The sequence below is a fragment of the Telluria sp. AIW5 genome (assembly GCF_056680575.1).
Map to the genome: position 1 here is coordinate 4,886,782 of NZ_CM155289.1, position 22,194 is coordinate 4,908,975.

Consider the following 22,194-nt stretch of genomic DNA (forward strand, 5'->3'; position numbering starts at 1 on the left):
CGACAACGCAACAACAGATGGAGCAGACCATGAACACCACCGCCACCCGCATTCATCCTTTGATGGCCACCGCAGCCGTGTCGGTGATCATCGTCAGCCTGACCGGCGCCGCCGCCATCAGCGGCATGCTGCCTTCGTCCCGTAGCGCTCCGGAGCCGCAAGCCGTCATGACGCCCAATGCCGGCATGCCGCTCGCCGCGCCACAGGCTGCGGGCCAGTATCAAACCGCTGCGGCTGCACAGTACCCCGCTCCTGCCGCAGTTGCCCAGTACCCCGCTCCTGCCGCGGCACCGATGGTCATCAGCGCCGCGCCCGGTACCACGACTTACGTGCAGGCCCCCAACGCGCCGGCCGTGATCGTCAGGCAGGAACCAGCGCCGGTGGTGAAGCAGGTTGTCGTGCAGAAGCCGCGCGTCGTGGAACGTATCGTCGAGCATCGCGTCGTCGAACACCGTCCGGCACGCCCGGTCAACCACTACGAGCAGCCGGCCTACCAGGCTGCCCCGGCGCCTGCGCAGCCACACTATGTCGGCATCGGCACCGGGGCCGTCATCGGCGGCCTGATCGGCAACCAGGTCGGCGGCGGCAACGGCAAGAAACTGGCAACGCTGGCCGGCATCATCGGCGGCGGCTTCGTCGGCAACGAAGTCGCCAAGCGCAACAGCCAGTAAGCGGCCATCGACGCCACCCGAAACCGCAGCGCTGTCTCAGGCTGCGGTTTTTTTACGGAAGATGCCGACGATAATGTCGCTCGGGAAAAAACGCAGGAAGGGAATGGCGCAGCGGATCGCGGCGTACTGCGTGTACAGCGCGACCGGCGACATCTTGCCGACGTAACGCAGGCGTTCCAGCAAGCCATTCGCGCTCAGTGACGGCAATTGGGTGCCGTACACCTGTTCGAAGCGGTGCGTGCCGACCAGCCTGGACAGGTTATGCGGATCGAAATAATGGACATGCGGCGACGGCAGGCCCTTCTGCCAGAGCCGGTCGAACGGCGTGCGCAGCCCCGCCCGGGCCATGAGTTTCGACAAGCGATAGAAGAAGCCCCGGCTGTTCGGCAGGTTCAGGATCAGGATTCCCCCTAGCTGCAGCCGCTCCTCGCAAGCGCTCAGTGCGGCATGGATGTCCGGGATATGTTCGATGACGTCGTTGAAGACGATGACATCGAAACGCTCATCCTCATGCAGCGCCTCCGGAAAAAAGCCTGGCCGCACCGGCAGTCCGCGCGCTGTCGCCAGCGCCCCGACCACCGCGTCCGGCTCGATGCCGAGCACCTTGAAGCGATCCCGCGCCGTCTCGAGAAACCAGCCGTGGGCGCTCCCCACGTCGAGCAGCGAGCCTCCGCCCGCCGGCGCAAAACGCTCCGCGAGATCGACGATCACCTTGAAATTCTCGAGCCGCAATGCCTTGAGAGCGGCTTCGCGTTCCTCTTCATTGACTTGCTGGCAGGCGTGCGCATCGTTGATGGCCACTTCCAGGGCCGCGCTTTCGTAGGAACACGCCGGACAGCGTGCGTGCCAGGCAGCCAGTCCAGCAGTTTGGGAATTCCCGCACACGATGCACGCCATCCTCTTCACCTCAGAAAAATTTTCTTTGGGAAAGTCCACGCCAAAGACTATGACATCGTTGGCAAGAAGTAAAGATGTTTGATCTGCTAGCTAACCACTTTGATTCAGCGCAGTTGCGTGCCAGGCCGTTCCGATTGGAGTACAATGGAGTTTCGTTGGGGGCGACCTGGTTTCGACGTGGGTTGCAAAGCAGTGCAGGGCATACCGAGGACTGGTTACCTCGTAAATACATCCAGAAATCAATAACTGCAAACGATAACTCGTACGCACTCGCAGCTTAATTGCTGCTAGCTCTACACTACCTCGCCTCTGGGGTGGGCCGAAAGGCAAGTAGAGTCATTTACAGAGGCTAGGACTCAACCGGGTTACTTGGTTGCTTCCGAAATTTAAGGTAACTCGCTGGTACAAAGGGTGCACGTCCCCGTTGTACTGGTTAAATTAAATGACAGTGCTAAGTATGTAGAACTGTCTGTAGAGTGCTTGCGGACGCGGGTTCGATTCCCGCCGCCTCCACCAATGCACATTGTAATGAAGCACCACGAAAGACCATGTAAGCCATTGAAACGACAAGGTTTTTCGGTAGGTGTTCAGTAGTATTAGGTTGTCTCTTGTGGTCTTTGATTGTCGGCAGAATGACACCCAAATGACACGCAGGCGACACGCGGAAACCCAGCTCAGGCTGGGTTTTTTATTGCCCTCCGAAAGGTACCTAATGGACTTTGTTAAAGCAGGCGAGATCGAGAACTGGCTCGAAGAGCTTGAAATTCTGCGCACTCAGCATCGTTGCCGAGGCCCAAAGTTCGTTAAGCCCTTCCACCTGGCTACGCTTGCCCACGCCCTCCGGCGCAATCCAGTCGCACAACTTAATCTTCCAGAAAAAATTGCTCCGTATGCGCACACGATGGACTTGTGGGGCGCGCTCGGCATCAACTCTCCGTTCGGGCATTTCGAACGCAATCCCGGCGGCCGGTATCATCCCGTAACGTTACTGCAGGATGAGCGATCGATCGAGCCGGCCGCCGAAGCGCTGGTGAAGCTTTTTCACCAAGTGTGCTTGGACGCACCGACTCTGGATGCAGTTCAGACGATGCTGAGAGAACTGATTGGGAACTGCTTTGCTCACTCTGCTGTCAATGATGGCCTGTTTGGGATCACCTGTGCTCAAGTGTGGGGCGGCGGGAGGAAGGCACAGATTGTCTTGGCAGATTCAGGGATTGGCATTCGCGGCTCACTGATGGAAAACCCGTTGTTGCTCAACAGACTTAAGTATGAAAACAGTTGCGAGATGGCAACTGAATACGGTATAACAAGCAAGCCTGGTCGGGGGCACAACGGTTACGGCCTGGCGGTCGCGAGGAGGTTGATTGAGCGATGCCAAGGAGTTCTGTATGTTCGGTCAGGCAATGAAGCGTTTTACTTATCGCAAACCGCTAGCCACAAAACAACCAGCAAATGGCGCTGGAATGGTACCTTACTTGTAATTGAGTGGGATCTAGACCGACCGATGGACCTCGGTGCGGTGTACAAAAGCTTCCCACTTCCGGAAGGAATGACAGATGATGACTTCGACTTTTAGCATCGATATTGATGATGTAGCAAGTGAGCTGACAACACGCCCTGTCGGAGCTAAGGCGCGTCAAGAGCTCCTAAACTTTCTGGAAGAACATGAGTCAATTGAAATTGATTTTCATAACAAGAGTCTGACGCCCTCGTTTGCAGACGAGTGCATTGGTCAACTCGCGGCATCGATAGGGCTAGCCGACTTTAAGAGCCGGGTGCGCCTCACCAATGTCAGCGAGGCCGTCCGCCCTCTGGTCAAGCACGTTATTCTTTCCAGATGCGGCACTGCTCGCAGCAGTTAAACCAAACAAAAGTAGACGCCTCGCGGGCGCCGCGGCCGATGCACGGTCTCGGCGCTCGTTCGTTTTTGGCCTAAGGGTTTCCTCTACAAGCAGGAGATGCCATGCCTGAAATGTTCCTTACCAAGGATGAGATCGAAACCCTTACGGCGCGCAAGATCAAAAGCCTTCAGATCGAACAGCTGCGCAACATGGGCATCCCGTTCTGGGTGAACGCGGTAGGTAGGCCGGTCGTCGCCAGGGCGGTGATAGAGGGTCGCGGGGATGTGAAAACGGTGGAGAAGAAAGTGAAGTGGAAGTCGAACGCGGTGAAGAATCGATAACAGGCGAGGACACGACGGATCCCTGGTTCCCCGGCGAACAGCGGCCGGAAAAAAATTCTCAATTCGCGGGTGCGCACGCGGATGGAACCTGACGGTCCCTGACGCCCCGAGCCGGCCACTTCAGACCGCCCCCCCCGGCGGCCCTGCAAAGTCGAGGAGGTCGCGGCCGGCGGACACCACCATGTCTCTCACGCGCAAAAAAGTCCCCTCATTTCAAATGGAATTCAAATGCCAGGTGTTAAAGGCACCGGCGCCGGCGTGTTAAAGCCTTTAACAGGTCCGCGTCATCGAACTGGGCACCAGGCACCGCTTCCCACATAGGAGAACACAGCCAAAACCGGCGATCCGCAGGTAGGTCACGCCTGTTAAAGGCTTTAACAAAATCTCCAAAGGGGGATTTTTTCTGCGCGTGGGAGACATGGTGGTGTCCGCCGGCCACCGCTTCTACACTTTGCAGGCCGGCGGGGGGTTTTGCTTAAAAATTAAGCAGGTTTCCGCACTTCCTCAGGTTGAGGGAGTCTAGGAAGATGTGAGCAGATTTGCGCGCATCTAATTAGAGATGGGTGCAGCTTTTGCACCCCATCGCTAACTCATTGATTACACAGCATTCCTCAAGTTGAGGAGAGAAGGATGCATCCAGATTTGGATGCATCGCTCTATGGAATACCCGACCTGCGCCATCTGCAGGCCGGGCCTACTCACTCAGGATAGACCCTCGCTTCGCTGTAGGCCGCCGCTTTGACACTACCGCTGATGCGCCTTGCCGATTCGTCCGCCGAGCCGTACTGCGCCTGGATGACATCGCCGGTCTGCTGGCGCTGGTCGGCGCGCAGGCCCTCGATCACCTGCGTCTGGGTTTCGAGCCGGCTGTTCAGCGACTTGATCTCCGCGACAAGCGCCGTGGTGTTTGCGGCGCCGTACGAAGCGTACGGGATCGGGCCAGCAGCCGGCGGCGCATACCCGGTCAGCGGCATGGTGTTCCCGCCCATCGCAGCCTGGTACTGGAGCAGCGCATCACGCACCGAGAGCACCGACTTGTTGATCTCGATGATTCCGGAGACCTGAAGCTTTAGCACGTCCAGCTGGGCCCGGCCCACATCGGCCTCAAGCTCAGCCCATCGCGCGGCCTCTTCCGTGGCAGCCTGCGCCATGGCGAAGTCCACCTGGTACTGGCCGCTGCTGGCGAATACCGTGCGCGACGCCTCGAGGAACGAGGTGAACGCACCTTGGTAGTTCGACTGGGCGCCCTCATCGCCGCCGCGCGCGGCCGCCAGCACCGCTTGGTACTGCGCTTTCGCCTCCGCATACTTCTCTTGCGGCGACAGCGGCGACAGGTTGCCCAGCAGCGCGCTGTCACGCAGGTTGCGCAAGGTGGAAGCGAATGAACCCATGCGGTCGATCGTGGCGCCGATGGCGTCGACTTCCGCGTTGTACGCTTCGGCCAATGCCGACTTCGCATCGGCGAGCGACGACGTTGCCGCCTCGATCTCGGGATAGACTTTGGCGAAGGCATCCTGCAAATCCATCAGCGCGACATACTGCTGACGCTGCGCCTCGCTGGTCAGATCCAGCTCCAGGACATACTGCTTGAACGCGTCCCGCGACCGCAGGTTGGCCAGGCCCATCGATGCCAGCTGGTCGACCACATACTTCTGCACCGGCGCCAGGCGCTCGGCCTCGCTCAGGAAGTTCTCGGCAAAGCCGGCCGTCTTGCTGGCCAGCTCGTCGATGCCGCCGGCAAGTTCGACTAGGCTCTCGCGCGCGGCGATGCTGGACAAGCCAGTCGCGCCGAAGGTCTTGCCCACGCTGGCCAGCACCGCGTCGACGTTGGCATAGTTCGAAGCGATGCGCACCAGCGTTTCCAGCGCGCCCTCGCCAACCTTCTGGAACTGCGTCAGGCCACCGACGGCCCAGCGCGCCATGTCGTCGCCGACCTTCGAGAACGCCGCCTCCAGCTGCTTCTGGATCTCTTCCGCATTTAGACCCTTGGTGCTGATCTTGCCGATATCTACCACGAAGCCATTCAGACGCTCAGCGAAGGCGTAGCCGCCTATGCCCAACAGCTTGCCGGCCTCGCCTACAGCGTCAGCCATGTTCTTTACGATGAGCGTGAACTGCGCGTTCGACTCAGCGCCGAGGGCCTCCGTTGCGGTGCGGTATTTGTCGCTATGGAACCAGCCGCCGTCGGTTTTCGTGTCGGCGTAGTTCGATGCCTGCAGTCCGTTCGAACGCACGCCGCCCACGGTTGCCGCGCCGGCCATGACCCCAACGTCGAGTGTCGAAACCTTGCCGCCGTAAATAGCGTTAGCGATTTGCCCGGTCGTTTTGCTGATCCATCCCCCTGTTATCTTGTCCAATGCGGTGATGAACGGCGCACCCAGGGCTCCACCATTGAGGAGACGCCCGATGCTGTTGGGGCCGCTCATATCAGACCCTGGCGCTGCACCACTCACACCGTTCTGGGCCAAAATGCCGCCAAGGCCAGAAAGCGAGCTTTCGATCGCCCGCAGCGACCGCAGCATGCCGGCCGTGTAGTTCAGGTCGATGTTGGAGTTCGCGGCCGACAGTTCGATTGCCTTCGCGATCGATTCCGACTTTGCGTCGACATCGCCCAACACTGAGCCGGTACCGGTTGCCTTCTGCCGGTCGACCGCGGTGGTGTCCTTTCGTCCACCCGCACCTGAGACCGCGAAGCCCAGCGCTGCCATGACCGCAGCCATGGCCGCCATGCGCGCCCAGGCACTGTATGGATCGCCTTGGGCCTGCCCGGCCACGCCCGCAACTGCCGCTGCCTGACCTTTGACCATCGACGCCGCGACATCCGGCGCCACACTGGCCACGGTAGCCGCCGTCTCGGTCGCCTTACTGGTCACGAAAATCGCGGTGAAGGCCTGCAGGATCCCGCTCTTCTCGAACATGGTTTTGATGGCCAGGGCGATTTCGAACGCGCGGAAGGTTTTTTCCGCAGCTTCCATCGCCTGGTAGCCACGGGAGTGTTCGTCGAAGAAGCGTTTCGCGGCCCCGGCCATGTCGCCGTACGAACGGATCTGGGCCTGTGCGGTCTCGCGCGCCGCCGAGGTGGTCGCCGCAGCGATCTTGACCTGGTCGCCGCCGGCGGCCTTCGTTGCTGCTGCAAGCTGGGCCGCGATTGCCGCCTGGGTTTTTCCTAGGCCAGTCAGCGCGGTGGTAAGGCTGCCGATCGCGGAGCCGACGCGGCCGAACGATTCCGTCATGCCGGATGCTGCCGACCTGGCGATGTCGTCCACGGACGTCATGATGTCCAGCAGTTCCTTGGCCTTGGTGACGTCGGTCCCGCGCTCAAGCATATCGAGCGTGCCAACAGCCGTGGCATTTCGACGCTTTGCCTCGATCATTCGCGTGATCTGGGCCACCTCCTTCTCGTCCAGATCCAGCGTCGCGCGCTGCGCCAGGCGGTCTTCGAGACGCGCCAAGGTCAACTGCTCGATCTGGGTCTTCGTCATGCCGTAGGTGGCCACCAGTTCCTCGTTGGCCTGTGCTTCGGCCATGGCGGCGGCGAAGGCGCCATTGCGATCGTCGGTCAGGTCCTGCACCGCCTTCTTCACGTTGGCAGCCGACTTCAGCGCAGCGTCCTCGGCCTCGACCTGAGCGATCAAGGCGCGGGCCGTGGCGATGTGTTCCTTCGACAGCTTGTTCTTGCCCGTTTCGATGGCCGCGTCAAGCTGGACGGTCATCTTCTGGGCATCGGTCATCGTCGAATAGCCTGCCGCCTCGAGCTTGTTCGCGGCAATCTTTTCGCGGATCGACGTGATCAGCGTGTCGTATGCAGTAGCCTCCTGCTTGACCGCCGAGGCCGCGCCCTTGTCGGCGTATTTTGCCTCTACCAGCTTGCGCATCTCCTCCGGAATTGTGCCGAATCTCTTCTTCAGCTCATCCAGTTCGGCAGCCATCCTTTGCGCAGCAGTGCCGTGCTTTCCGTACCACTCCTTGATGTCTGCATCACGGGTATTCTTTGCACCCCGTGCGACCGCTTCCTGCGCATCACCCACGCGTTTGAGTGCGGTTTCGTACTCGATTACAAGCCGCTGCTCTTCCATGCGCCAAGGGTGGAACTGATGGTCATATGGAGCGGCCGGCTTGGTGGAGCTATTCCGGTGCGCCTCAAGGGCCTTCTGCGCACGAGCAATCCCGTCCTTGTCCGCATCACTCATTTCGGTGAGGCTTTTAATGCGCGGCTCGGTCTCCGCCAGCCTGTTTCGCTCGCGGAGTTTCTCGATTTACTTGTCCAGGCGCGCAATCATTTCGACCGTCGATTCGTCAGTCGATTTGGTGGCCTTGTCGTTGCCCTCCTTACTCTTGTCGCCCCACATCATCCAGGCTGTCGCGCCCAAGCCGAGAAGCGTCACGACTGCCCCGATGGGCCCGCCCAAAAACATCATGGCGCCGCGCAGCACGCCCATCGCGCGCGCGCCAAGCGTCGCAGCCACTGCCTGCGCGTCAATGGCCACTGCATGAGCTCCAGCGGCGACGGTTGCCCCATTCGCAGCAACAGCTTGTGCCGCCAGGGCGATGTTGTTCGCCTCCGTCAGCATGAGGGCGCGCGTCTGCGCCGGGATTAGGCCATTGGTAGCGATCGCAAGTGCAACCTCGCCCTCGGCTGCGAGTACAGCCGTGCGCAGTTCAGCAACGCGCGCGTTAGCCAGGTTCATCGCCGTCGCGGTCGTACGCACATTCGCTTGCGCGTCCGCCAGCTTCGCTGCTGCCATGATCGATTCCGCTTCAGTCGTCGAAACGGCTGTCGCCAGCGTCGACGCAGCAAGTGCGCGGTTTGCCGCGATACCGCTGTACACGCTTGTCACCATTTTTTCCAGCCAGGTCACGAGCTTTGCCGCTGTCAGCGTAGCCGCGGCGCCAGCAACCAGGGCCAGGTTATCGGCAAGCAAACCGATTGCTCCAGTCAATGTGGCAACCGCGCCGCTTGCATTAGCCTGGACGCCGAAAAATTCCATCGCGCTGTTTTTCAGCACCGTCAAGGCGCCGCCGATCGTCTGGATCTGCTTCGCCTCCTCGCGCACCTTCTCCAGAGCCTGGGGCAGCACATCGGCCATGATGGCGGACGTGATCTTGCCTTCCTCCGCCATTTTCTTGAGCGCGCCCACAGGAACGCCCATGCCGTCAGCCAGCGCCAGCATTAACCTTGGCGAGGCTTCGTTCACAGCGTTAAATTCCTCACCGCGTAGCGCGCCGGCGGCGAATGCCTGGGACAGCTGCAGCTGGGCAGATGCTGACTCCGAGGCAGTCGCCCCGGACACCTTGAGCGACATGTTGACCGTCTCAGTAATCGCGGCCACCTGCGCCTGGGTGACGCCGAGCTCACGGGTGCCATTGGCAATTTTGGCGTATAAGACGCCAGTCGCCCCAAGGTCTTGCTGCGCCGAGCGCGCGATACGCTGCACGTCGGCGCGTGCGGCCGCATATTCACGCTCGGAATTTGTAGCAAGCCTCAACTGCGCCGTATATTTTTGGTATTGATCAACCATCTGAGCAATCTGCTGGAGCCCGATCCCTCCTGCGATTGCGCCGAGAGCGGCCTTTGCCTGCGCCGCAGCTCGAGACATGCCCTCGGTCGTCTCTGTAACGATCCGCCGGGCGGCGCCCATGTCCCGGGTTAGCCTGGCGATATCTGCCATGATACGAATTTCAAGTTCGCCTACAACCATGATTTCCCCTTCTTCCATCAAGCGGCGCAGTGGCTGCGACCGCAAAGCCCCTTTCGCGGGAGGGCTTGCTTACTTATCGGTGGGCGGATGGCACAACCTGCGAGCCCCATCCTCTTCGATTACGGCAAATGCTGCCGACAACCGGTCCCACGAGGCGCCGTCGTTGGCCATAAGCTGAAGCGCCGCTAGCGTACTTTCACGGACCAGTTTCGCCTCCTGCTTACCACGGCGGGACGCGAGCTGATTAACACGAGCTTTCAGCGCAGCCGGCAATTCAGTCGGGACTGTTAATTCGTTAGTTTGTTTTTGCATAGGGTTCATTCCGGTTGATAAAAAAATAGCCGACCAACTTTGCAGGTCAGCTATTAATTAAAATTTATCGGATGAGTTTTACGACTAAGTCGCAAAACTCTTGGCGCAAGGGTCTGTGTTGAAAGCGACCCCTTCCATGACGACGATGACTACTCAGCGAGCGCTGCCGCAAGGCGCGACTTGCGCAGGCCGGCCGCGATCTCAGTGGCGGACTGGCTGTAGTTCTCGGCCTCCCGATACCAGTAGTAGGCAAGATTCCCGTTGCGGTCGTGCGGGTCTTCCGCCCCTCGAAAAGTCATCGCCGGAAGGGCTTCGCCGTTATAGCCCAAGCGCGCCAGATCATCTCTTAAAGCCCGTTCGGCATAGTCAGCGGCGTACAACTCATCCAGCGCCGCCATCAGACGCTTGACCCGCTTCTTATGTTCTTCCTGGTATCGGCGCCCTGCGGCTGTGGACAGCTGCTGGTTCACACGACGGAGAACAGCGTGCTGGGCATACATGGCAGCGCGAAGGGCCTCGATAAGCTTGTTTGCTGCCTGGATCTCGGCATGCAGATTGACACCATGCACCTCGCCGGCCAGCAGCGCTTCCGCCTTCGAAATCGCATCTTCATCGGTGCGCTCGACGGTCTTACTGGCCAGCTCCAGTTGCTTGAACAGGTCCGCCACCTTTGCCTCTGCCTCATCTTTCTGCTTGGCGAAATGATTAAGCTTGTCGAGTTCGGCCTTGTATTCGGGGCGCGTGGCGATGTGGGGATAATCGATTTCGATCGCTGGCTTCGGCGGTACCGGTGGTGGTGCGTCCACCTCCCTGAGCCCACCCTTTGGGCCGGTCATGCTTCTGACGAGGACGTCGGTGGTGCTGGCGTATGGCATGTAAATTGATCCTTCGATTTGTTTGATTGGAGGCGTCGCGGCTTAGTCGTTATCCGCCAGCAGTGCGTTGAGGCGCGCCCTATTTGCGGTGGAGTTCGCGGGGGTGGCCCTGGGGCTCGAGGCGTGCGGCGCCCTACTGGCAGGGATGTTCGCCAGGGCTTTCGCGAGTGCCGCCTTGTTCTTCGCCAAGGTAGCTCTGCCCTTCTCTGAACCTGCGGCGCGCGGCGCCGCCGTGGCAGTTGCCTGCCTTATTTTGGCGTTGACCGCCGCCTGCATCATCGTTCCCCAGTGGCCTTTTGCGGCAATGACGCCGGGTGAGCCAAGCCTTGTGAAACCCATTGGAAATTCTCCCATCACTTCAACGATTCAGCGTAGGCGATAGCAGCTGGGTGAGGGTCGACGAGCCCACCCTTCGAGTATCCAGGCACCAGCGCAGGGTCGATGAAAACGACGTCGTCGCATTGCCCTAATTCGCAATCCCTCAGCAGGCGCACTTTTACGGTCTCGGTTGCAGTGTTCGGCATAGCAATTTTCTTTCGTGATTGGGGTTTCCGATGTGTTCATTAAACCGTCGGGGCGTCTCATCCGCAGTTCATTCGTGAGACAGTTGCAGCGCGTGGCTGATGATCCGGTAGGCCTGAGGGCGCGAGATCCCGTACAGCACAATCAGCCGGTCTCGCACCTCGGGCCGGCTGACCCGCGTGCGCAATAGCCCGCGCGCGAATGCGATCCGATTGGCGCGCTCGATCCAGTCGTAGCCGTGGGTGGTGGCGATGGCGCCCACCAGCTGGCGGAACTTCTGCTTTGCCGAGGCGTCAACGTCGATCGCTTCGACACCTTCCAGGATCTCGATCAGCGCCGCGCGCGCGCCGGCGCTCATGACGTCCGCCCACCGGTGGTGGTTTGCATGGGGTAGCAGCCCGCTACCCCATCCGAGCAAAATTTAACCAACTCAATTTTGAGGCGGCTGAATCCTGCCCAAAGGGGGTAACGAAACGTTACCCCCTCCGAGCGAAATTCAACGGGCTGAAAATTCAGCCGGTCGAATTTTCCCCAAAGGGGGTAGCGTTTGGCGACACCCTTGATCGTCGAGGCGCGCCTGCTCATCCCTCAAAACTCCGCGAGCCCCGACTTTTTGATGCAGTCGCCGGGGGAGGCCCCGACCAATCTGAAAAGCTGCAGGTTGGACCGTCGAAAAGCAAAGGGATGTCGCCGATTTCGCCGCCACGCTGCTTCCGGAGGAGCACTTCGGCATAGCCGCGCAGGCCTGGATTCTCGGGCTCATACATCTCGGGCCGATGCACCAGCATCACAATGTCCGCATCCTGCTCGAGTTCACCTGAATCGCGCAGGTCTGACAGCACTGGGCGCCGGTCGGGCCGGTCCTCCACCTTGCGGTTCAGCTGGGCCAGCGCGATCACGGCAACGCCCAGTTCTTTGGCCAGTGCTTTCAGGCCCCGCGAGTACGAGCCGATCTGCTCGTGCCGCTTCTCCCCGTCGCCGCCCGACATCAGGCCCAAGTAGTCGACGATGATCACATGCAGGCCGTGCTTGCGCTTCCAGGCTTTCGACTTCATGCGCAGCTCGATCAGCGAAATCGCCGGGGTGTCATCGATTGCGAAGCGCAGTGCGTCGAGCTTGATGCAGCCGGCCGTCACTCCGCCCCAGGTGGCCACGTCGTCGGCAGGAATTTGGCTCATCACCTTCCCCAGCGACACCCGGCCGCGACTCGCCACCGCGCGGCCTGCAATCTCTTGGCTTTCCATCTCCATGCTGAAGTCGAGCACACTGTGGTCGGCGGCCATGTTTAGACCCACGTCAGCCGTTAGCGCGCTCTTGCCCATCGACGGGCGGCCAGCGACGATGACCAGCTGGCCAGGCCTCAGGCCGCCGCCGGTCAACATTCGGTCGATGCCGGGGATACCGGTCGGGATGGTGTTGTCCTGGCCCTCCGAACGCCTGGCGACGCCGTCGATAAACTCGGCCACGACGTCGCGGATCATCCTAGGTTCGTTGCGCACGCGTCGCTCGGCCAGCGCCGTGACCATCGACTGCATCGCATCCAGGATCTCGTCGGCGCTCTTGCCCTTCGGGTTCATGGCCAGGCCGCTGATCGAATCGGCCAACAGCATCGTGGCGCGACGCAACGCGCGATCCACCACGACAGCGGCGTACTGGGCGATATTCGCGGCGCTGGGAACCGTCTGCGCGAGCTGGTTAAGGTATGCAGCGATGTCGTCGCCGATTGCGCCACCTCGACCCTCGAGCGCCGCCCATACCGTCATCACATCGGCAGGTTCGCCGCGCCCGATCATGCGCACGATCTCGGCGTAGATCATGCGATGATCCTCTCGGTAGAAGTGCTTCACCTGCAGGTCGCCGACCCGGTCGAACACGTCGTTGAAGCGCAGGAGCGCGCCCAGAACGGATTGCTCAGCCTCGTTAGAGTGTGGTGGTGTTCCCCCGTTGGGGGATAACCGATTCGTCGTGTCGCTCATTCTGCGTACTTCCCTTCACGGATCTTCGTAAAATTCCCCTGTTTGGTCATCCATTCCAGGTCGGCGAGAAACGGGCGCTTCCCCGGGCTAACCGATTTGCCCACCAGGAAGCCGCATTTATCACGCACGTATTCGAAGAACCGGCGCCAGTAGTCGAGATCCTGCCTGGCTGCGTCCTCCTTCCATCGCGTGCGGAGCTGCTGCGCCCTGGTCGGCGTCCAGTCCCGAACCTCCGGACACATGGGGAGCACCTCGTGGTACAGGGCGATGATTTCCTTATGGGGACAGTCTCGTTTTGGCTCGGCGGGCGGATGGCCGTCAGCAGCGCTGGCGACGACTACTACGTCAGTAGTAGTAGGTTCTTCTGTATCTGTATCTGTATCTGTATCTAGGGCGTTACCCATCGTTTCATGTAACGTTACATCGCTGTTACCGCCATCCTTCGCGCCCTTTTTCTTGGCCGCTCGGTGCTTGGCCACCCTCTGTGCGCTGCTGTCCGATGCAAACTGGCGCTTGTCCCAGTTCAGCAGCGTCCACCGCTCGTCGATGAATCCCTTGGCGACGAAAAGTGCCTTCGTTTCGGCCAGCTGCGCCGTATCGATCCGGAGATGAAACGCAATCTCATCGTCCTGTAACGTTACAAGGGCGTTACTGCATCGCATGCACATCAGCATGACGTAGCGGCGCTGCATTGCCTCGGGCAGCATCTGCACCTTCGGGTCGTGCGCGAATTCCGCGTACATGCGGAACCATGGGTTAGCCATGCTTGACCTCGGCTTTTGAAGTTTGGGCGTAAAGAGGCCCTACACCGGCCGAGTGAGCGGCGGCGTTCGTGTGGTTACTCATGTTTGGTTTCTAGCTGCTGCGCGCGGGCGCGCTTTCGCTTGGCACGATCAGCGCCATCAGTCGAGGATTAGCCAGGCGTCCTCGCGGTATTTTGTAGCGCTGTTCGATTTGATTGGCCCTGCGGAGCGGCACCCATCCCCGACGCAGCCAGCGGCTTACGACCTGCTGGGTTACCCCCAGATGGGCTGCCAACTCCGCCTGCGTCCCTGCGGCGACGATTGCATCCGCGATACCCGAGGGGGTAGAGCTTACTTCCAACATTATTGACCTCGACCAAAGTTGTTTTACGCCATTGTACAACTAAAAACAACTATGTAGTCCATTTGCTTTACAAACGTGTGGAAACCGTTACACTTATCGTTTTTTACAACCAAGGGGTTGTTAGCATGAGCGATAAGCTTGGGAGCATCATTCAAACCTTCAGAGAGCGGGCTGGCTTCACCCAGGACGAGCTGGGTGACCGCATCGGTGTCTCTCAGCAAACCATCGCAAAGTGGGAGGGAGGAAAGAGCAAGCCAAGGCCAAAGGCTCTCGCAAACCTACTCCACGCACTCAACATTAACGGAAATAAGCTCCGGGAAATGGAGGCGTCGTCCACCATAGATACTTCAAAATATTTAGGTAATGACCGCCTCGCAGAGTTGATGCTTACTGATCCTGAGATCACTGCTTGGGAGGCGGAGGATTCGCCGCCAAGCGGTGTTATGTCCACGTCACTTCCCGCGACATTTCCAGCGGAAGCGCGGTTCAATTTTGGCGCGAACCCCGTAGCTCTCAAGCGGATGATTGCCCCTGTTGTTCAAGGCGTCGACCCTACCAGTACATGGGATGAGATGATCAAGAGCGCACATGGAATCTGGCGTGTTGATTATACGAATGATGAGCTATATGCTCAGATTTTGCCCGCGCCGACGGCATCTGCTTTAGCCCTGCATCTGCGGGTGAACATATACCGCTATTTGTGGCAATACCTAACGATCGGTCTACCAGGCAGCCTAGCAGAAGGGTCTGGAAGATACAGACTTTTGATCATTACCTACCCACAGAATCAACCAATCAACGAGCGCATTGTTGACCCATCAGGCACGCAGTCCAGTGCAACAAATGAAATGCTGTTGAGACGGATAACTGCCGAGGCGGCCGACATGGGAATCTATTTAGTCCTTGCTCGCACGCCGGCGAATGTCGTTGCTTTCCTCACAAACCCCGCTCGCATCTACGATGCAGGATGGAACTACGAGTACCCTGGCGAAGAGCCGATTCCCTACGAATAAAGCGCCTTCGGGCGTTTTTTTTGTCTTACTTCACGCCTTTTTACGCCTTATGTGTTGTAAAGCGTTTTTAGGCGTGATAAAGTTGTTCCACCATGTCGGGGATCAACGCCGAGGCACCCATGAATACACCACTGCACGCTACTCTTCCACAGCCTTCTGGGCTGCCAAACTTCTCTGACCCCGTCGCGGCAGCACGCGCTTGGGCTGACGAGGTGGAGGCAAAGCGGAACTTGGCAAGCAAAGTCGAGCAACTGGAGCACCAACTCGCCGACCTGGCGCCGGCCGCCGCAGGTCTGGACATGATCGCAAAGCAGGACGGATCAATGTGCATCACTGAAGCCGCCAAAACGCTGCAGATCCAGCGCCAGCAGCTGATTGAGCTGTTACTCAAGAATGGATGGACGTATCACCGCCCGGGCAAGCCCGGTTACCTCGCCAGCCAAGCGAAGATCCGTGAAGGCTATCTGATCCACAAGATGGGCCAGTACGAAGATCCGAACAGCGGCCAGCAGAAGGTGAAGGAGCAGGTGCTCGTCACGCCGCGAGGGCTGACCAAGCTGGCCTGCATGGTGGCCGAACAGAGGGCACGCGCTGAGAAGCCCGCCGGAATACCGTGGGCTGAATTTTCAGCCCAGTGCGACCGTGAAACCGGCCCAGCGGCAAGTCCGCCCTGATTTAACCCAGCAGAAACAACAAAGCCACCCGGTGTATCCAGCACCGGATGGCCCCTTACGCCCCTAACCTTTTGGAGAAAAGAAATGGCGAATGATGAGAGTAGCACAAAGGAAATGTCGAGTGCAAGCGTTCGAGACCACCTTGAGCCGTTGCATACCCCAAACAACCCTCTCCGCCAGGGGAAGGTCGTCAGCAACGAAGCGTACTTGGCTGTGCGCGTTTTGGCGGTGGCGCGTGGCGCGCAGGTAGTTGCGGGGATCATCCACGCCGACATCCTCGCCGCGGAAAACGGCGATCGCCCGCTGCTCGATGGGAACAGCATCGACGCTTTGGCTGGCCTCCTGTCGGAATCGATGCAGATGCTGGCGGACCTTGCCGAGCGTCGCATAGATTACTTCAACACCCGCACCACCGAAGGAGCGTGATCATGGCTTCGAAGAATCCACATTTCAATAATTCCGAGCGCCCAGCTTATGAGCTGCCCTACCTCATCGCGAACCTCGGACCGGTGACCGGCTCGACCAAGCTTTCGGCCGACCAGGTTCAAATGATCGAAGCTGCCCAGTGTCACGCCATCAACGCGAGCGACACGATCTTGACCGGCATCGAGTCGATCGGGCAGCTCCTGTATATCGCCGGCGGAAGCGACGACGACACCGACAACCAGCACTTCCGCAATCTCGGTCAGCTGATCAAGCATCTGGCAGTGGAGGCCCAGCACCTGCAGCAGGTGGACGCCGATATGGGATCGCTCCTGCGCCAGGCCAAGGTGGCGAAATGAAGCGCACGTCCCCCAGTTTGGCTGGCTACACGACCTACCGCACCTCGGCGCCGGCGTTGGTTCGCCTGGCCCGCCACCGTGCCGCCGCCGAGGCAGCGTTTATCGCCCTGGTGCTGGGCGCCGGCTTCGCACTTGATCGCCTGGCCGGCATCATCCTTACCGTAGTGGAGAACTTCACAAAATGAAGCCTATAAAACGAGGTCCGGTCGACGCGTACGACGCCTATGTCGAAAGCTGCAGGTCGCGGCGCATCATCCCTTGCGATCGCTTGTCGTACGAGCGCGACCCGCGCACCCGGCAGAGCGAACAGCCCGGGCATGAGCATGCTGGGATGGCCCCCGCTCAAATGGAGGGGAAGCCACAAATTGTGGACACCCTCCCCGGCGAGCAGCACGGGGGTGTCGTTCAGGAAAACGACCCCTCCCCTGGGGTAAGCATTGACGACGGCGGCTACGGCGCGCGTGCACTCCAAGATGCGCTTGCTTTGGTCTTCACCATCCTTACGCACATGGTCAAGCGTGACGACTGCGGCGATGAATTTCTAAACGGCATGGCGTATGGGGTGGCCATCTTCTGCAACGCTCACAAGGCGCAGGGCATCGGGTCGGCGCCCATCGAGGTGCACAGCCGGCTTCACCTGGCGATCATCAGCTGGGCGCAGATTTGCGGGGATACGTGCAGTCCACGGAGCCCGGCCGACCCTCGAAAGCGCGCCAACGCGATGCTGGAAGCAATTGAAGAGCTCCGCGCAGCGCTGGCCGGCGTGTACGCCCCGATGGTGCGCGATAAATGGGACGCGGTCCGCGCTAAGCAGGATTCTTCTAAAAAACGCGATAACAACGCCGAACCAGGAAAGGATGGGCCATGCGCTGGGTTAAGCTGAGTAAGTATTGTGAACTGTCGGGCGATACCTCGAACGCGGTGCACTCGAAGCGGAAAAAGGGGCAGTTCCTGGACGGAGTGCACTGCAAAATCGCCAGTGACGGCAATCTGTGGGTCAATGTGGAGGCGGTGGAAAAATGGGTGGAACAGGGAAATCGGTCGGCGATAAGCGCCCTCCGCGCGGGGTAAGCATACGCGAACACAAGAGCGTTAAGTCGATCCAGATTGCTTTCGTGTTTCGCGGCGTGCGCTGCCGGGAAAGCCTGCGGCTCGATCCGACGACGGCGAACCTTCGCTATGCGGAGGGGCTGCGCGCCGAGATCATGCGCAAGATCGTGAGCGAGTCGTTCAAGTATCAGGACTACTTTCCGGACTCACCCCGGGCGGCCCTGTTCGGCTACGTGGTCAGCAAGAAGACTGTCGGCGACCTGCTGCGCGCCCACCTCGAGGGATGCGAGCATGCGGTTAAGAATGGAAACCTGTCACCGTCGACTATCGTCGGGTACCGGGGAATCATCAAGGGCCATCTGCTGCCCCAGTTCGACAAGGTCGAAGTGCGGGCGCTGGCGCCGTCGGTGCTGCGCCAGTGGCTGTCGTCCCTCGGGGTCACCGCGAAGACCGCGCGCAACATCGTGTCGGTACTTCGGTCGGCCCTGGACGACGCCGTGAACGATGAGCTGATCGATCAGAACCCGCTTGAGAGGATCGCGCTCAAGAAGCTGCTGTCGACGACTTCGAAGAAGTCCGAGTACGAGGTCGACCCGTTCGACAATCTCGAAATCGACGCGATTGTGGGCGCCGCCGCCGGCCAGGCGCGCAACCTCTTCCAGTTTGCCTTCTGGTCCGGCCTGCGCACGTCAGAGCTGATCGGACTCGAGTGGGACGACATCGACTGGATCCACGGCACCGTGCGCGTCCAGCGCGCCGTGGTTGCCAAGACTGAGAAGGGACCGAAGACCAAGGCTGGCACACGTGATGTGCTGCTCCTTCCTTTCGCGCGCGCCGCGCTGCAGGCACAGAAGGATCACACATTCCTGGAGGGCAAGCGCGTATTCCACAATCCACGAACTGGCCTGGCTTGGGAGACCGACGGGCAGATCCGGAAAACGTGCTGGACGCTGATTCTAAAGAAAGCGGGGGTTCGGTACCGCAACCCCTACCAAACCCGGCACAGCTATGCATCGCGAATGCTGTCGGCCGGCGAGAACCCGTGGTGGGTGGCGAAGCAGATGGGACACGTCGACGTCGAGATGGTGTTCAGGCATTACGGCAAGTGGATACCGAACGCGGACAGCGGCCAGTACCGCCCGGTCAACGACTGGAGCGACACGCAACCGGCGAACGACACGCGTACGACACGCGACCGTGGAAATTGACAGTGCTCTCCTATGAAAAAGGGCAAAAAAGCTGCGGGTTCGATTCCCGCCGCCTCCACCACCGCACAAAGAACAACGCCCCGCCGGCGAAAGCCGGCGGGGCGTTGTTCTTTGTGCGGTGTCGTTTCGGCGTCGGGAATCGAATCCGCGGACGGCACGGACGCGTGGGGTGAACAGGGGTTTCGAGTCGCACAGCGGCGAGCCTGTGAACGGCCTTGCGCATGCAGGCGCAAGGCCGAGCAGGGGTTTCGAGTCGCGCAGCGACGAGCCCACGAGCGACCTTGCGCCTCCGGGCGCAAGGGCTCTTCGATTCGCCTGACTAAGGAAAATCGCGCAGCGATTTTTTGCCTCTCGCCCTCCTTCGAACCCTTTGCTGTGTCCTGCTGAGCTCGCGTCCGAATGTCAGACCTGACCTTATTCTGTTTGTTGTGATCAGCTTTTTCAGCCTGTACGGCGGGAGCGACCGACAGGGTCACATTGACCTTGTGGCGCCCGGTGACTGGGGCCCGACATGCGAAGAGGACTGCTACTGGTCGTCGACGAAGGTATAGTTCTGGCCGCTGAAGTAGCGATGATGCCGCCGCATTGACACCATCGTCGCCAGCAACATCGACTACCTAAAGAAAATCGGGGCAGCAAGTTTTTGCCTTTCCGCCACCACCACCGTACACAAGAAACAAAGCCCCACCGCCGCAACCGGCGGGGCCTTGTTTTTGCGAGCGTGGCGTTCAGCCCTCGCGCCCTGCCGCATCACCTACCAACAATTCCTGAACCTGAAGTTGGCAATCCGCGTATGCCAGTTAAAGCTCCCCGTCTCGGCCTGGTACTGCTGCGTGTACCACAGCTTGCAATCGCCAACCGGGTCGACCGTCATCGCACTGTAGTCGCCCCAGCGGTTAAAGGTGTCGACCTGGACCCCGCCGCCCCTGACGATGACCGCTTCGCGCTCCAGGCGGCCCAGCGGCTCGCCGCGCAGCCGGCCCGTGTAGCGGACTCCCGGATAGACCCTGGGACCGCTGATGCTGTAGCCGAGCGCGATGTTGCCCATCCGGTCCATCGCGATACTGCCCATCCAGCGGCTGTTGGCGTCAGGTGCCCAGGTGCCTTGCTGGTACACGCCCGGTGTGGTCGACAGGTTGCGCAGCTCGTACCAGCGCACGCCGACCGGGCCATCCGTGGGCGCGCCGCGCTGCTGCACCGAGTGGTTGACCACCAGCGACTCGTGGTGGCCGAAGTTGCGGTAGGCGAGGCGGTACATCAGGCGATCGCCGAGCGCATCGAGCGGCTCGCCGGGCGCGGGTTGCCGGACGCATGGGCCGCCGAACAAGCTCGGGCAGGCGATCGTGAACGGCGCCACCGGTATCGTGACCGGGCTGCCGAGTGTGTTCCGGGTGAATGAGAAGCGCCACAGGAACAGGTGGTCGCCGCTGCCGTCTGCGTTGAAGTCGAGCGACAACAGGTAGTTCGGGCTGCCGTGCGGCGGCAACTTCGTGCCGTCGAGGTCCGCGGGCAGCACAGGGCCGAAGGCGTCACCGAGGTCGAAGCAGCGGACGGCGGCCGCCGCACCAGCCAGCATCGCGGCACGTTGCAGGCCGCAGACTTGCGGACCGAGATAGCCACCCTCGGTCGCGCTCTCGAACAGCACGGAGGTCAGCACGTAGGCGTCGGGCCACACGCCCAGCTTCGGGTAATCGTTGAACGCCACGGCGCCGCCACTGGTGCGGCTCTCGAGCACGTAGCGATAGTAGGAGCCGGTCGCGTCGGAGGAGGTGGAGACCGCGATGCACTGGTAGTACGGGCCGGTCGCGGTGTTGGCCGGGTCCCAGCCGAACTGGGTCAGGATCCAGCGTTTTGCCAGCTTGTCGTACTGGGCGATCGGATCGCCAAAGTTGCTGTTGGCGCAGGCGTCGGCGCCAGGGCTGCCGGTCAGGCCCGCGAACAGGATGTTGCCCGGGACGGGGCCGAGCAACAGCGCGCCGTCCGCCTTGTTGTAGACCGCAAGCCGCTGGTTGACCCACTGGACGTACTGGGTCGCGCCGGCTGCCCCGTTCGGGTCGGCCGGCGCGACGGTGTTGTCCGATACGATGCCTTCGACGTTGACGCGGGTGCCGTTGGTGTAGACGTTCGGCGTGATGGCGCCGCTGCCGGCCAGCAGTGCGCTGGCCGGGGCCGCGCCCAGGGCTGCGGCCTCGGGTGCGGCGGCGGCTGCGGACTGCGGCGCGCGGCTTTTCATTGCGGGTGTCACCAGGCGCAGCGGAACCACGGTGTGTGCAGGCGCTGCGGTGGCCCGCGCCGCCGGCATCGCAGCGGCAAGTTCCTTCAGGCTCGGGCTGACGCTGGCGGCGGGAAGCCGGGTCTCCAGGCGCAGCGGCTCGGCGTGCGGCGACGCCATGGCCAGCGCAGTGAGCAGCAGGCCCGGCAAGGTACGAAACTTAGTCATGTGGATTCTCCTGTTAACACTCAGACGGCAGCGGCTCGGATGTCAGCGCCACAGGCGTACGCGCAGCCAGCAACAGCGCCGCGCCGGACGCATGCTCGTGGAAGTTGCCGGGCCAGGCGCCGCGATATGAAAATGTGCAACACCCCGCAAAGGGAAAATGTGACTGTGGCCTCAAATTCAATCATGATCTAAAGACAACTACGCGGCACCGATTTTTACAGGCAAACCACCGGTCTTTTCCTTCCAGGGTTTGCTGCAAGTCGAAGGTGAGGCCGAGTAAATGGTGTAGATCCCGGAATGCAGTCATGGCGGCGGTATAAAATTGCCCGTCCGCTAACCTTACTCAGCCGAAAGAGCAAAATAGTGAATTTTGAGAGCGCAAAAACCCTCTGCCGCACTTTTCCCGGCGTCACCGAAGACACGAAATGGGACAACGACCTCGTCTTTTCCGTTGGTGAAAAAATGTTCGCTGTGACCAACCTGGACGAGGCCACTGGCATGAGCTTCAAGGTCGAGGAAGAGCGCTTCCTCGAGCTGACGGACCGTCCGGGGATTATTCCGGCGCCCTACCTGGCGCGGGCGAAGTGGGTGTATGTCGAGGATGCAAAAGCGCTGGGCGATGAGGAAGCGGCGCAGTTGCTGCGCAGGTCGTATGAGCTGGTGTTTGGAAAATTGACGAAGAAGTTGCAGCGGGAGATAGGCGGGGTTTAGTGCCGGCGATTTGCAGGCCTCGTCGTGTGCCTGGGGACGTGGGGCTGTTGCCTGTGGCGTTATCGGTGGGTTTGA

Annotated in this window: 22 protein-coding genes and 1 other RNA gene; 14 read left to right on the plus strand and 9 right to left on the minus strand. The window is 60.6% G+C overall.

All coding sequences use genetic code 11. The annotated features are described in order from the left end of the window. Positions 1-29: 29 nt before the first annotated feature. Complete coding sequence (locus AC1MEM_RS21625; protein ID WP_499474058.1) at positions 30-671, plus strand: glycine zipper 2TM domain-containing protein; 642 nt, start codon at positions 30-32, stop codon at positions 669-671. Positions 672-707: 36 nt separating this feature from the next. Here the strand turns inward: AC1MEM_RS21625 and AC1MEM_RS21630 are convergent, their stop codons facing one another. Further along, positions 708-1,382 carry a class I SAM-dependent methyltransferase gene (locus AC1MEM_RS21630; RefSeq protein WP_499474060.1) on the minus strand — a complete coding sequence of 225 codons (675 nt, stop codon included), beginning with the start codon at positions 1,380-1,382 and terminating at the stop codon, positions 708-710. Between the two features lie 343 nt (positions 1,383-1,725). On the opposite strand from AC1MEM_RS21630, the gene ssrA reads away from it, so the two are divergent. The 4 genes from ssrA (at position 1,726) to AC1MEM_RS21650 (ending at position 3,750) form a co-directional block, all read left to right on the plus strand. Then, positions 1,726-2,084, plus strand: a transfer-messenger RNA (tmRNA) gene (gene ssrA / locus AC1MEM_RS21635). Between the two features lie 196 nt (positions 2,085-2,280). Beyond that, the gene (locus tag AC1MEM_RS21640) at positions 2,281-3,144 is read left to right on the plus strand and encodes an ATP-binding protein (protein ID WP_499474062.1); all 864 of its coding nucleotides are present in this window, start codon (positions 2,281-2,283) and stop codon (positions 3,142-3,144) included. Then, positions 3,125-3,430, plus strand: a complete 306-nt coding sequence (locus tag AC1MEM_RS21645; protein ID WP_499474064.1) for an STAS-like domain-containing protein — start codon at positions 3,125-3,127, stop codon at positions 3,428-3,430. The genes AC1MEM_RS21640 and AC1MEM_RS21645 overlap by 20 nt, the downstream gene beginning before the upstream one ends. Before the next feature lie 101 nt (positions 3,431-3,531). Next, positions 3,532-3,750: a DUF4224 domain-containing protein gene (locus AC1MEM_RS21650; RefSeq protein ID WP_499474066.1), complete on the plus strand. Its 219-nt coding sequence runs from the start codon at positions 3,532-3,534 to the stop codon at positions 3,748-3,750. Between the two features lie 698 nt (positions 3,751-4,448). On the opposite strand, the gene AC1MEM_RS21655 is transcribed toward AC1MEM_RS21650, so the two are convergent. From AC1MEM_RS21655 to AC1MEM_RS21685, 7 genes are all read right to left on the minus strand, one after another. Next, complete coding sequence (locus AC1MEM_RS21655; RefSeq protein ID WP_499474068.1) at positions 4,449-7,940, minus strand: hypothetical protein; 3,492 nt, start codon at positions 7,938-7,940, stop codon at positions 4,449-4,451. Positions 7,941-8,006: 66 nt separating this feature from the next. Continuing rightward, positions 8,007-9,467 carry a tape measure protein gene (locus AC1MEM_RS21660; RefSeq protein WP_499474070.1) on the minus strand — a complete coding sequence of 487 codons (1,461 nt, stop codon included), beginning with the start codon at positions 9,465-9,467 and terminating at the stop codon, positions 8,007-8,009. 443 nt (positions 9,468-9,910) lie between these two features. Then, complete coding sequence (locus AC1MEM_RS21665) at positions 9,911-10,636, minus strand: hypothetical protein (RefSeq protein ID WP_499474072.1); 726 nt, start codon at positions 10,634-10,636, stop codon at positions 9,911-9,913. 592 nt (positions 10,637-11,228) lie between these two features. Continuing rightward, positions 11,229-11,516, minus strand: coding sequence for a hypothetical protein (locus tag AC1MEM_RS21670; RefSeq protein ID WP_499474074.1), 288 nt, complete (start codon positions 11,514-11,516; stop codon positions 11,229-11,231). Positions 11,517-11,739: 223 nt separating this feature from the next. Next, on the minus strand, positions 11,740-13,134 hold the full coding sequence (locus AC1MEM_RS21675) for a replicative DNA helicase (protein WP_499474076.1): 1,395 nt from the start codon (positions 13,132-13,134) through the stop codon (positions 11,740-11,742). Continuing rightward, on the minus strand, positions 13,131-13,898 hold the full coding sequence (locus tag AC1MEM_RS21680; protein ID WP_499474078.1) for a hypothetical protein: 768 nt from the start codon (positions 13,896-13,898) through the stop codon (positions 13,131-13,133). Before AC1MEM_RS21680 ends, AC1MEM_RS21675 begins: the two co-directional genes overlap by 4 nt. A gap of 91 nt (positions 13,899-13,989) precedes the next feature. Then, a complete protein-coding gene (locus tag AC1MEM_RS21685) occupies positions 13,990-14,241 on the minus strand; it encodes a YdaS family helix-turn-helix protein (RefSeq protein ID WP_499474080.1) in 252 nt (83 codons plus the stop codon). A gap of 125 nt (positions 14,242-14,366) precedes the next feature. Here AC1MEM_RS21685 and AC1MEM_RS21690 point away from each other — a divergent pair, with 125 nt between their 5' ends. The 8 genes from AC1MEM_RS21690 (at position 14,367) to AC1MEM_RS21725 (ending at position 18,968) form a co-directional block, all read left to right on the plus strand. Then, positions 14,367-15,254, plus strand: a complete 888-nt coding sequence (locus tag AC1MEM_RS21690; RefSeq protein WP_499474082.1) for a helix-turn-helix transcriptional regulator — start codon at positions 14,367-14,369, stop codon at positions 15,252-15,254. A gap of 119 nt (positions 15,255-15,373) precedes the next feature. Beyond that, positions 15,374-15,928, plus strand: a complete 555-nt coding sequence (locus tag AC1MEM_RS21695) for a phage antirepressor KilAC domain-containing protein (protein ID WP_499474084.1) — start codon at positions 15,374-15,376, stop codon at positions 15,926-15,928. 84 nt (positions 15,929-16,012) lie between these two features. Then, complete coding sequence (locus AC1MEM_RS21700; RefSeq protein WP_499474086.1) at positions 16,013-16,354, plus strand: hypothetical protein; 342 nt, start codon at positions 16,013-16,015, stop codon at positions 16,352-16,354. 2 nt (positions 16,355-16,356) lie between these two features. Further along, on the plus strand, positions 16,357-16,710 hold the full coding sequence (locus AC1MEM_RS21705; protein ID WP_499474088.1) for a hypothetical protein: 354 nt from the start codon (positions 16,357-16,359) through the stop codon (positions 16,708-16,710). After that, positions 16,707-16,895, plus strand: coding sequence for a hypothetical protein (locus AC1MEM_RS21710; RefSeq protein ID WP_499474090.1), 189 nt, complete (start codon positions 16,707-16,709; stop codon positions 16,893-16,895). The genes AC1MEM_RS21705 and AC1MEM_RS21710 overlap by 4 nt, the downstream gene beginning before the upstream one ends. Continuing rightward, entirely contained in the window at positions 16,892-17,593 is a 702-nt protein-coding gene (locus AC1MEM_RS21715; RefSeq protein ID WP_499474092.1) for a hypothetical protein, read from the plus strand. Before AC1MEM_RS21710 ends, AC1MEM_RS21715 begins: the two co-directional genes overlap by 4 nt. Further along, positions 17,575-17,781, plus strand: coding sequence for an excisionase family protein (xisR, locus tag AC1MEM_RS21720; protein ID WP_499474094.1), 207 nt, complete (start codon positions 17,575-17,577; stop codon positions 17,779-17,781). Before AC1MEM_RS21715 ends, xisR begins: the two co-directional genes overlap by 19 nt. After that, on the plus strand, positions 17,730-18,968 hold the full coding sequence (locus AC1MEM_RS21725; RefSeq protein WP_499474096.1) for an Arm DNA-binding domain-containing protein: 1,239 nt from the start codon (positions 17,730-17,732) through the stop codon (positions 18,966-18,968). Before xisR ends, AC1MEM_RS21725 begins: the two co-directional genes overlap by 52 nt. A gap of 754 nt (positions 18,969-19,722) precedes the next feature. Here AC1MEM_RS21725 and AC1MEM_RS21730 read toward each other — a convergent pair. Then, on the minus strand, positions 19,723-21,408 hold the full coding sequence (locus tag AC1MEM_RS21730) for a hypothetical protein (protein WP_499474098.1): 1,686 nt from the start codon (positions 21,406-21,408) through the stop codon (positions 19,723-19,725). A gap of 363 nt (positions 21,409-21,771) precedes the next feature. Here AC1MEM_RS21730 and AC1MEM_RS21735 point away from each other — a divergent pair, with 363 nt between their 5' ends. After that, positions 21,772-22,119, plus strand: a complete 348-nt coding sequence (locus AC1MEM_RS21735; RefSeq protein ID WP_499474099.1) for an MmcQ/YjbR family DNA-binding protein — start codon at positions 21,772-21,774, stop codon at positions 22,117-22,119. Positions 22,120-22,194 lie beyond the last annotated feature (75 nt).

Coding starts and splice junctions, on each gene's coding strand:
- AC1MEM_RS21695 (WP_499474084.1), top strand. CDS start 15,374: ATGAATACACCACTGCACGCTACTCTTCCACAGCCTTCTGGGCTGCCA.
- AC1MEM_RS21665 (WP_499474072.1), bottom strand. CDS start 10,636: ATGCCATACGCCAGCACCACCGACGTCCTCGTCAGAAGCATGACCGGC.
- AC1MEM_RS21730 (WP_499474098.1), bottom strand. CDS start 21,408: ATGACTAAGTTTCGTACCTTGCCGGGCCTGCTGCTCACTGCGCTGGCC.
- AC1MEM_RS21715 (WP_499474092.1), top strand. CDS start 16,892: ATGAAGCCTATAAAACGAGGTCCGGTCGACGCGTACGACGCCTATGTC.
- AC1MEM_RS21685 (WP_499474080.1), bottom strand. CDS start 14,241: ATGTTGGAAGTAAGCTCTACCCCCTCGGGTATCGCGGATGCAATCGTC.
- AC1MEM_RS21700 (WP_499474086.1), top strand. CDS start 16,013: ATGGCGAATGATGAGAGTAGCACAAAGGAAATGTCGAGTGCAAGCGTT.
- AC1MEM_RS21660 (WP_499474070.1), bottom strand. CDS start 9,467: ATGGAAGAAGGGGAAATCATGGTTGTAGGCGAACTTGAAATTCGTATC.
- AC1MEM_RS21705 (WP_499474088.1), top strand. CDS start 16,357: ATGGCTTCGAAGAATCCACATTTCAATAATTCCGAGCGCCCAGCTTAT.
- AC1MEM_RS21625 (WP_499474058.1), top strand. CDS start 30: ATGAACACCACCGCCACCCGCATTCATCCTTTGATGGCCACCGCAGCC.
- AC1MEM_RS21670 (WP_499474074.1), bottom strand. CDS start 11,516: ATGAGCGCCGGCGCGCGCGCGGCGCTGATCGAGATCCTGGAAGGTGTC.
- AC1MEM_RS21710 (WP_499474090.1), top strand. CDS start 16,707: ATGAAGCGCACGTCCCCCAGTTTGGCTGGCTACACGACCTACCGCACC.
- AC1MEM_RS21650 (WP_499474066.1), top strand. CDS start 3,532: ATGCCTGAAATGTTCCTTACCAAGGATGAGATCGAAACCCTTACGGCG.
- AC1MEM_RS21675 (WP_499474076.1), bottom strand. CDS start 13,134: ATGAGCGACACGACGAATCGGTTATCCCCCAACGGGGGAACACCACCA.
- AC1MEM_RS21690 (WP_499474082.1), top strand. CDS start 14,367: ATGAGCGATAAGCTTGGGAGCATCATTCAAACCTTCAGAGAGCGGGCT.
- AC1MEM_RS21680 (WP_499474078.1), bottom strand. CDS start 13,898: ATGGCTAACCCATGGTTCCGCATGTACGCGGAATTCGCGCACGACCCG.
- xisR (WP_499474094.1), top strand. CDS start 17,575: ATGCGCTGGGTTAAGCTGAGTAAGTATTGTGAACTGTCGGGCGATACC.
- AC1MEM_RS21640 (WP_499474062.1), top strand. CDS start 2,281: ATGGACTTTGTTAAAGCAGGCGAGATCGAGAACTGGCTCGAAGAGCTT.
- AC1MEM_RS21645 (WP_499474064.1), top strand. CDS start 3,125: ATGATGACTTCGACTTTTAGCATCGATATTGATGATGTAGCAAGTGAG.
- AC1MEM_RS21725 (WP_499474096.1), top strand. CDS start 17,730: ATGGGTGGAACAGGGAAATCGGTCGGCGATAAGCGCCCTCCGCGCGGG.
- AC1MEM_RS21655 (WP_499474068.1), bottom strand. CDS start 7,940: ATGAGTGATGCGGACAAGGACGGGATTGCTCGTGCGCAGAAGGCCCTT.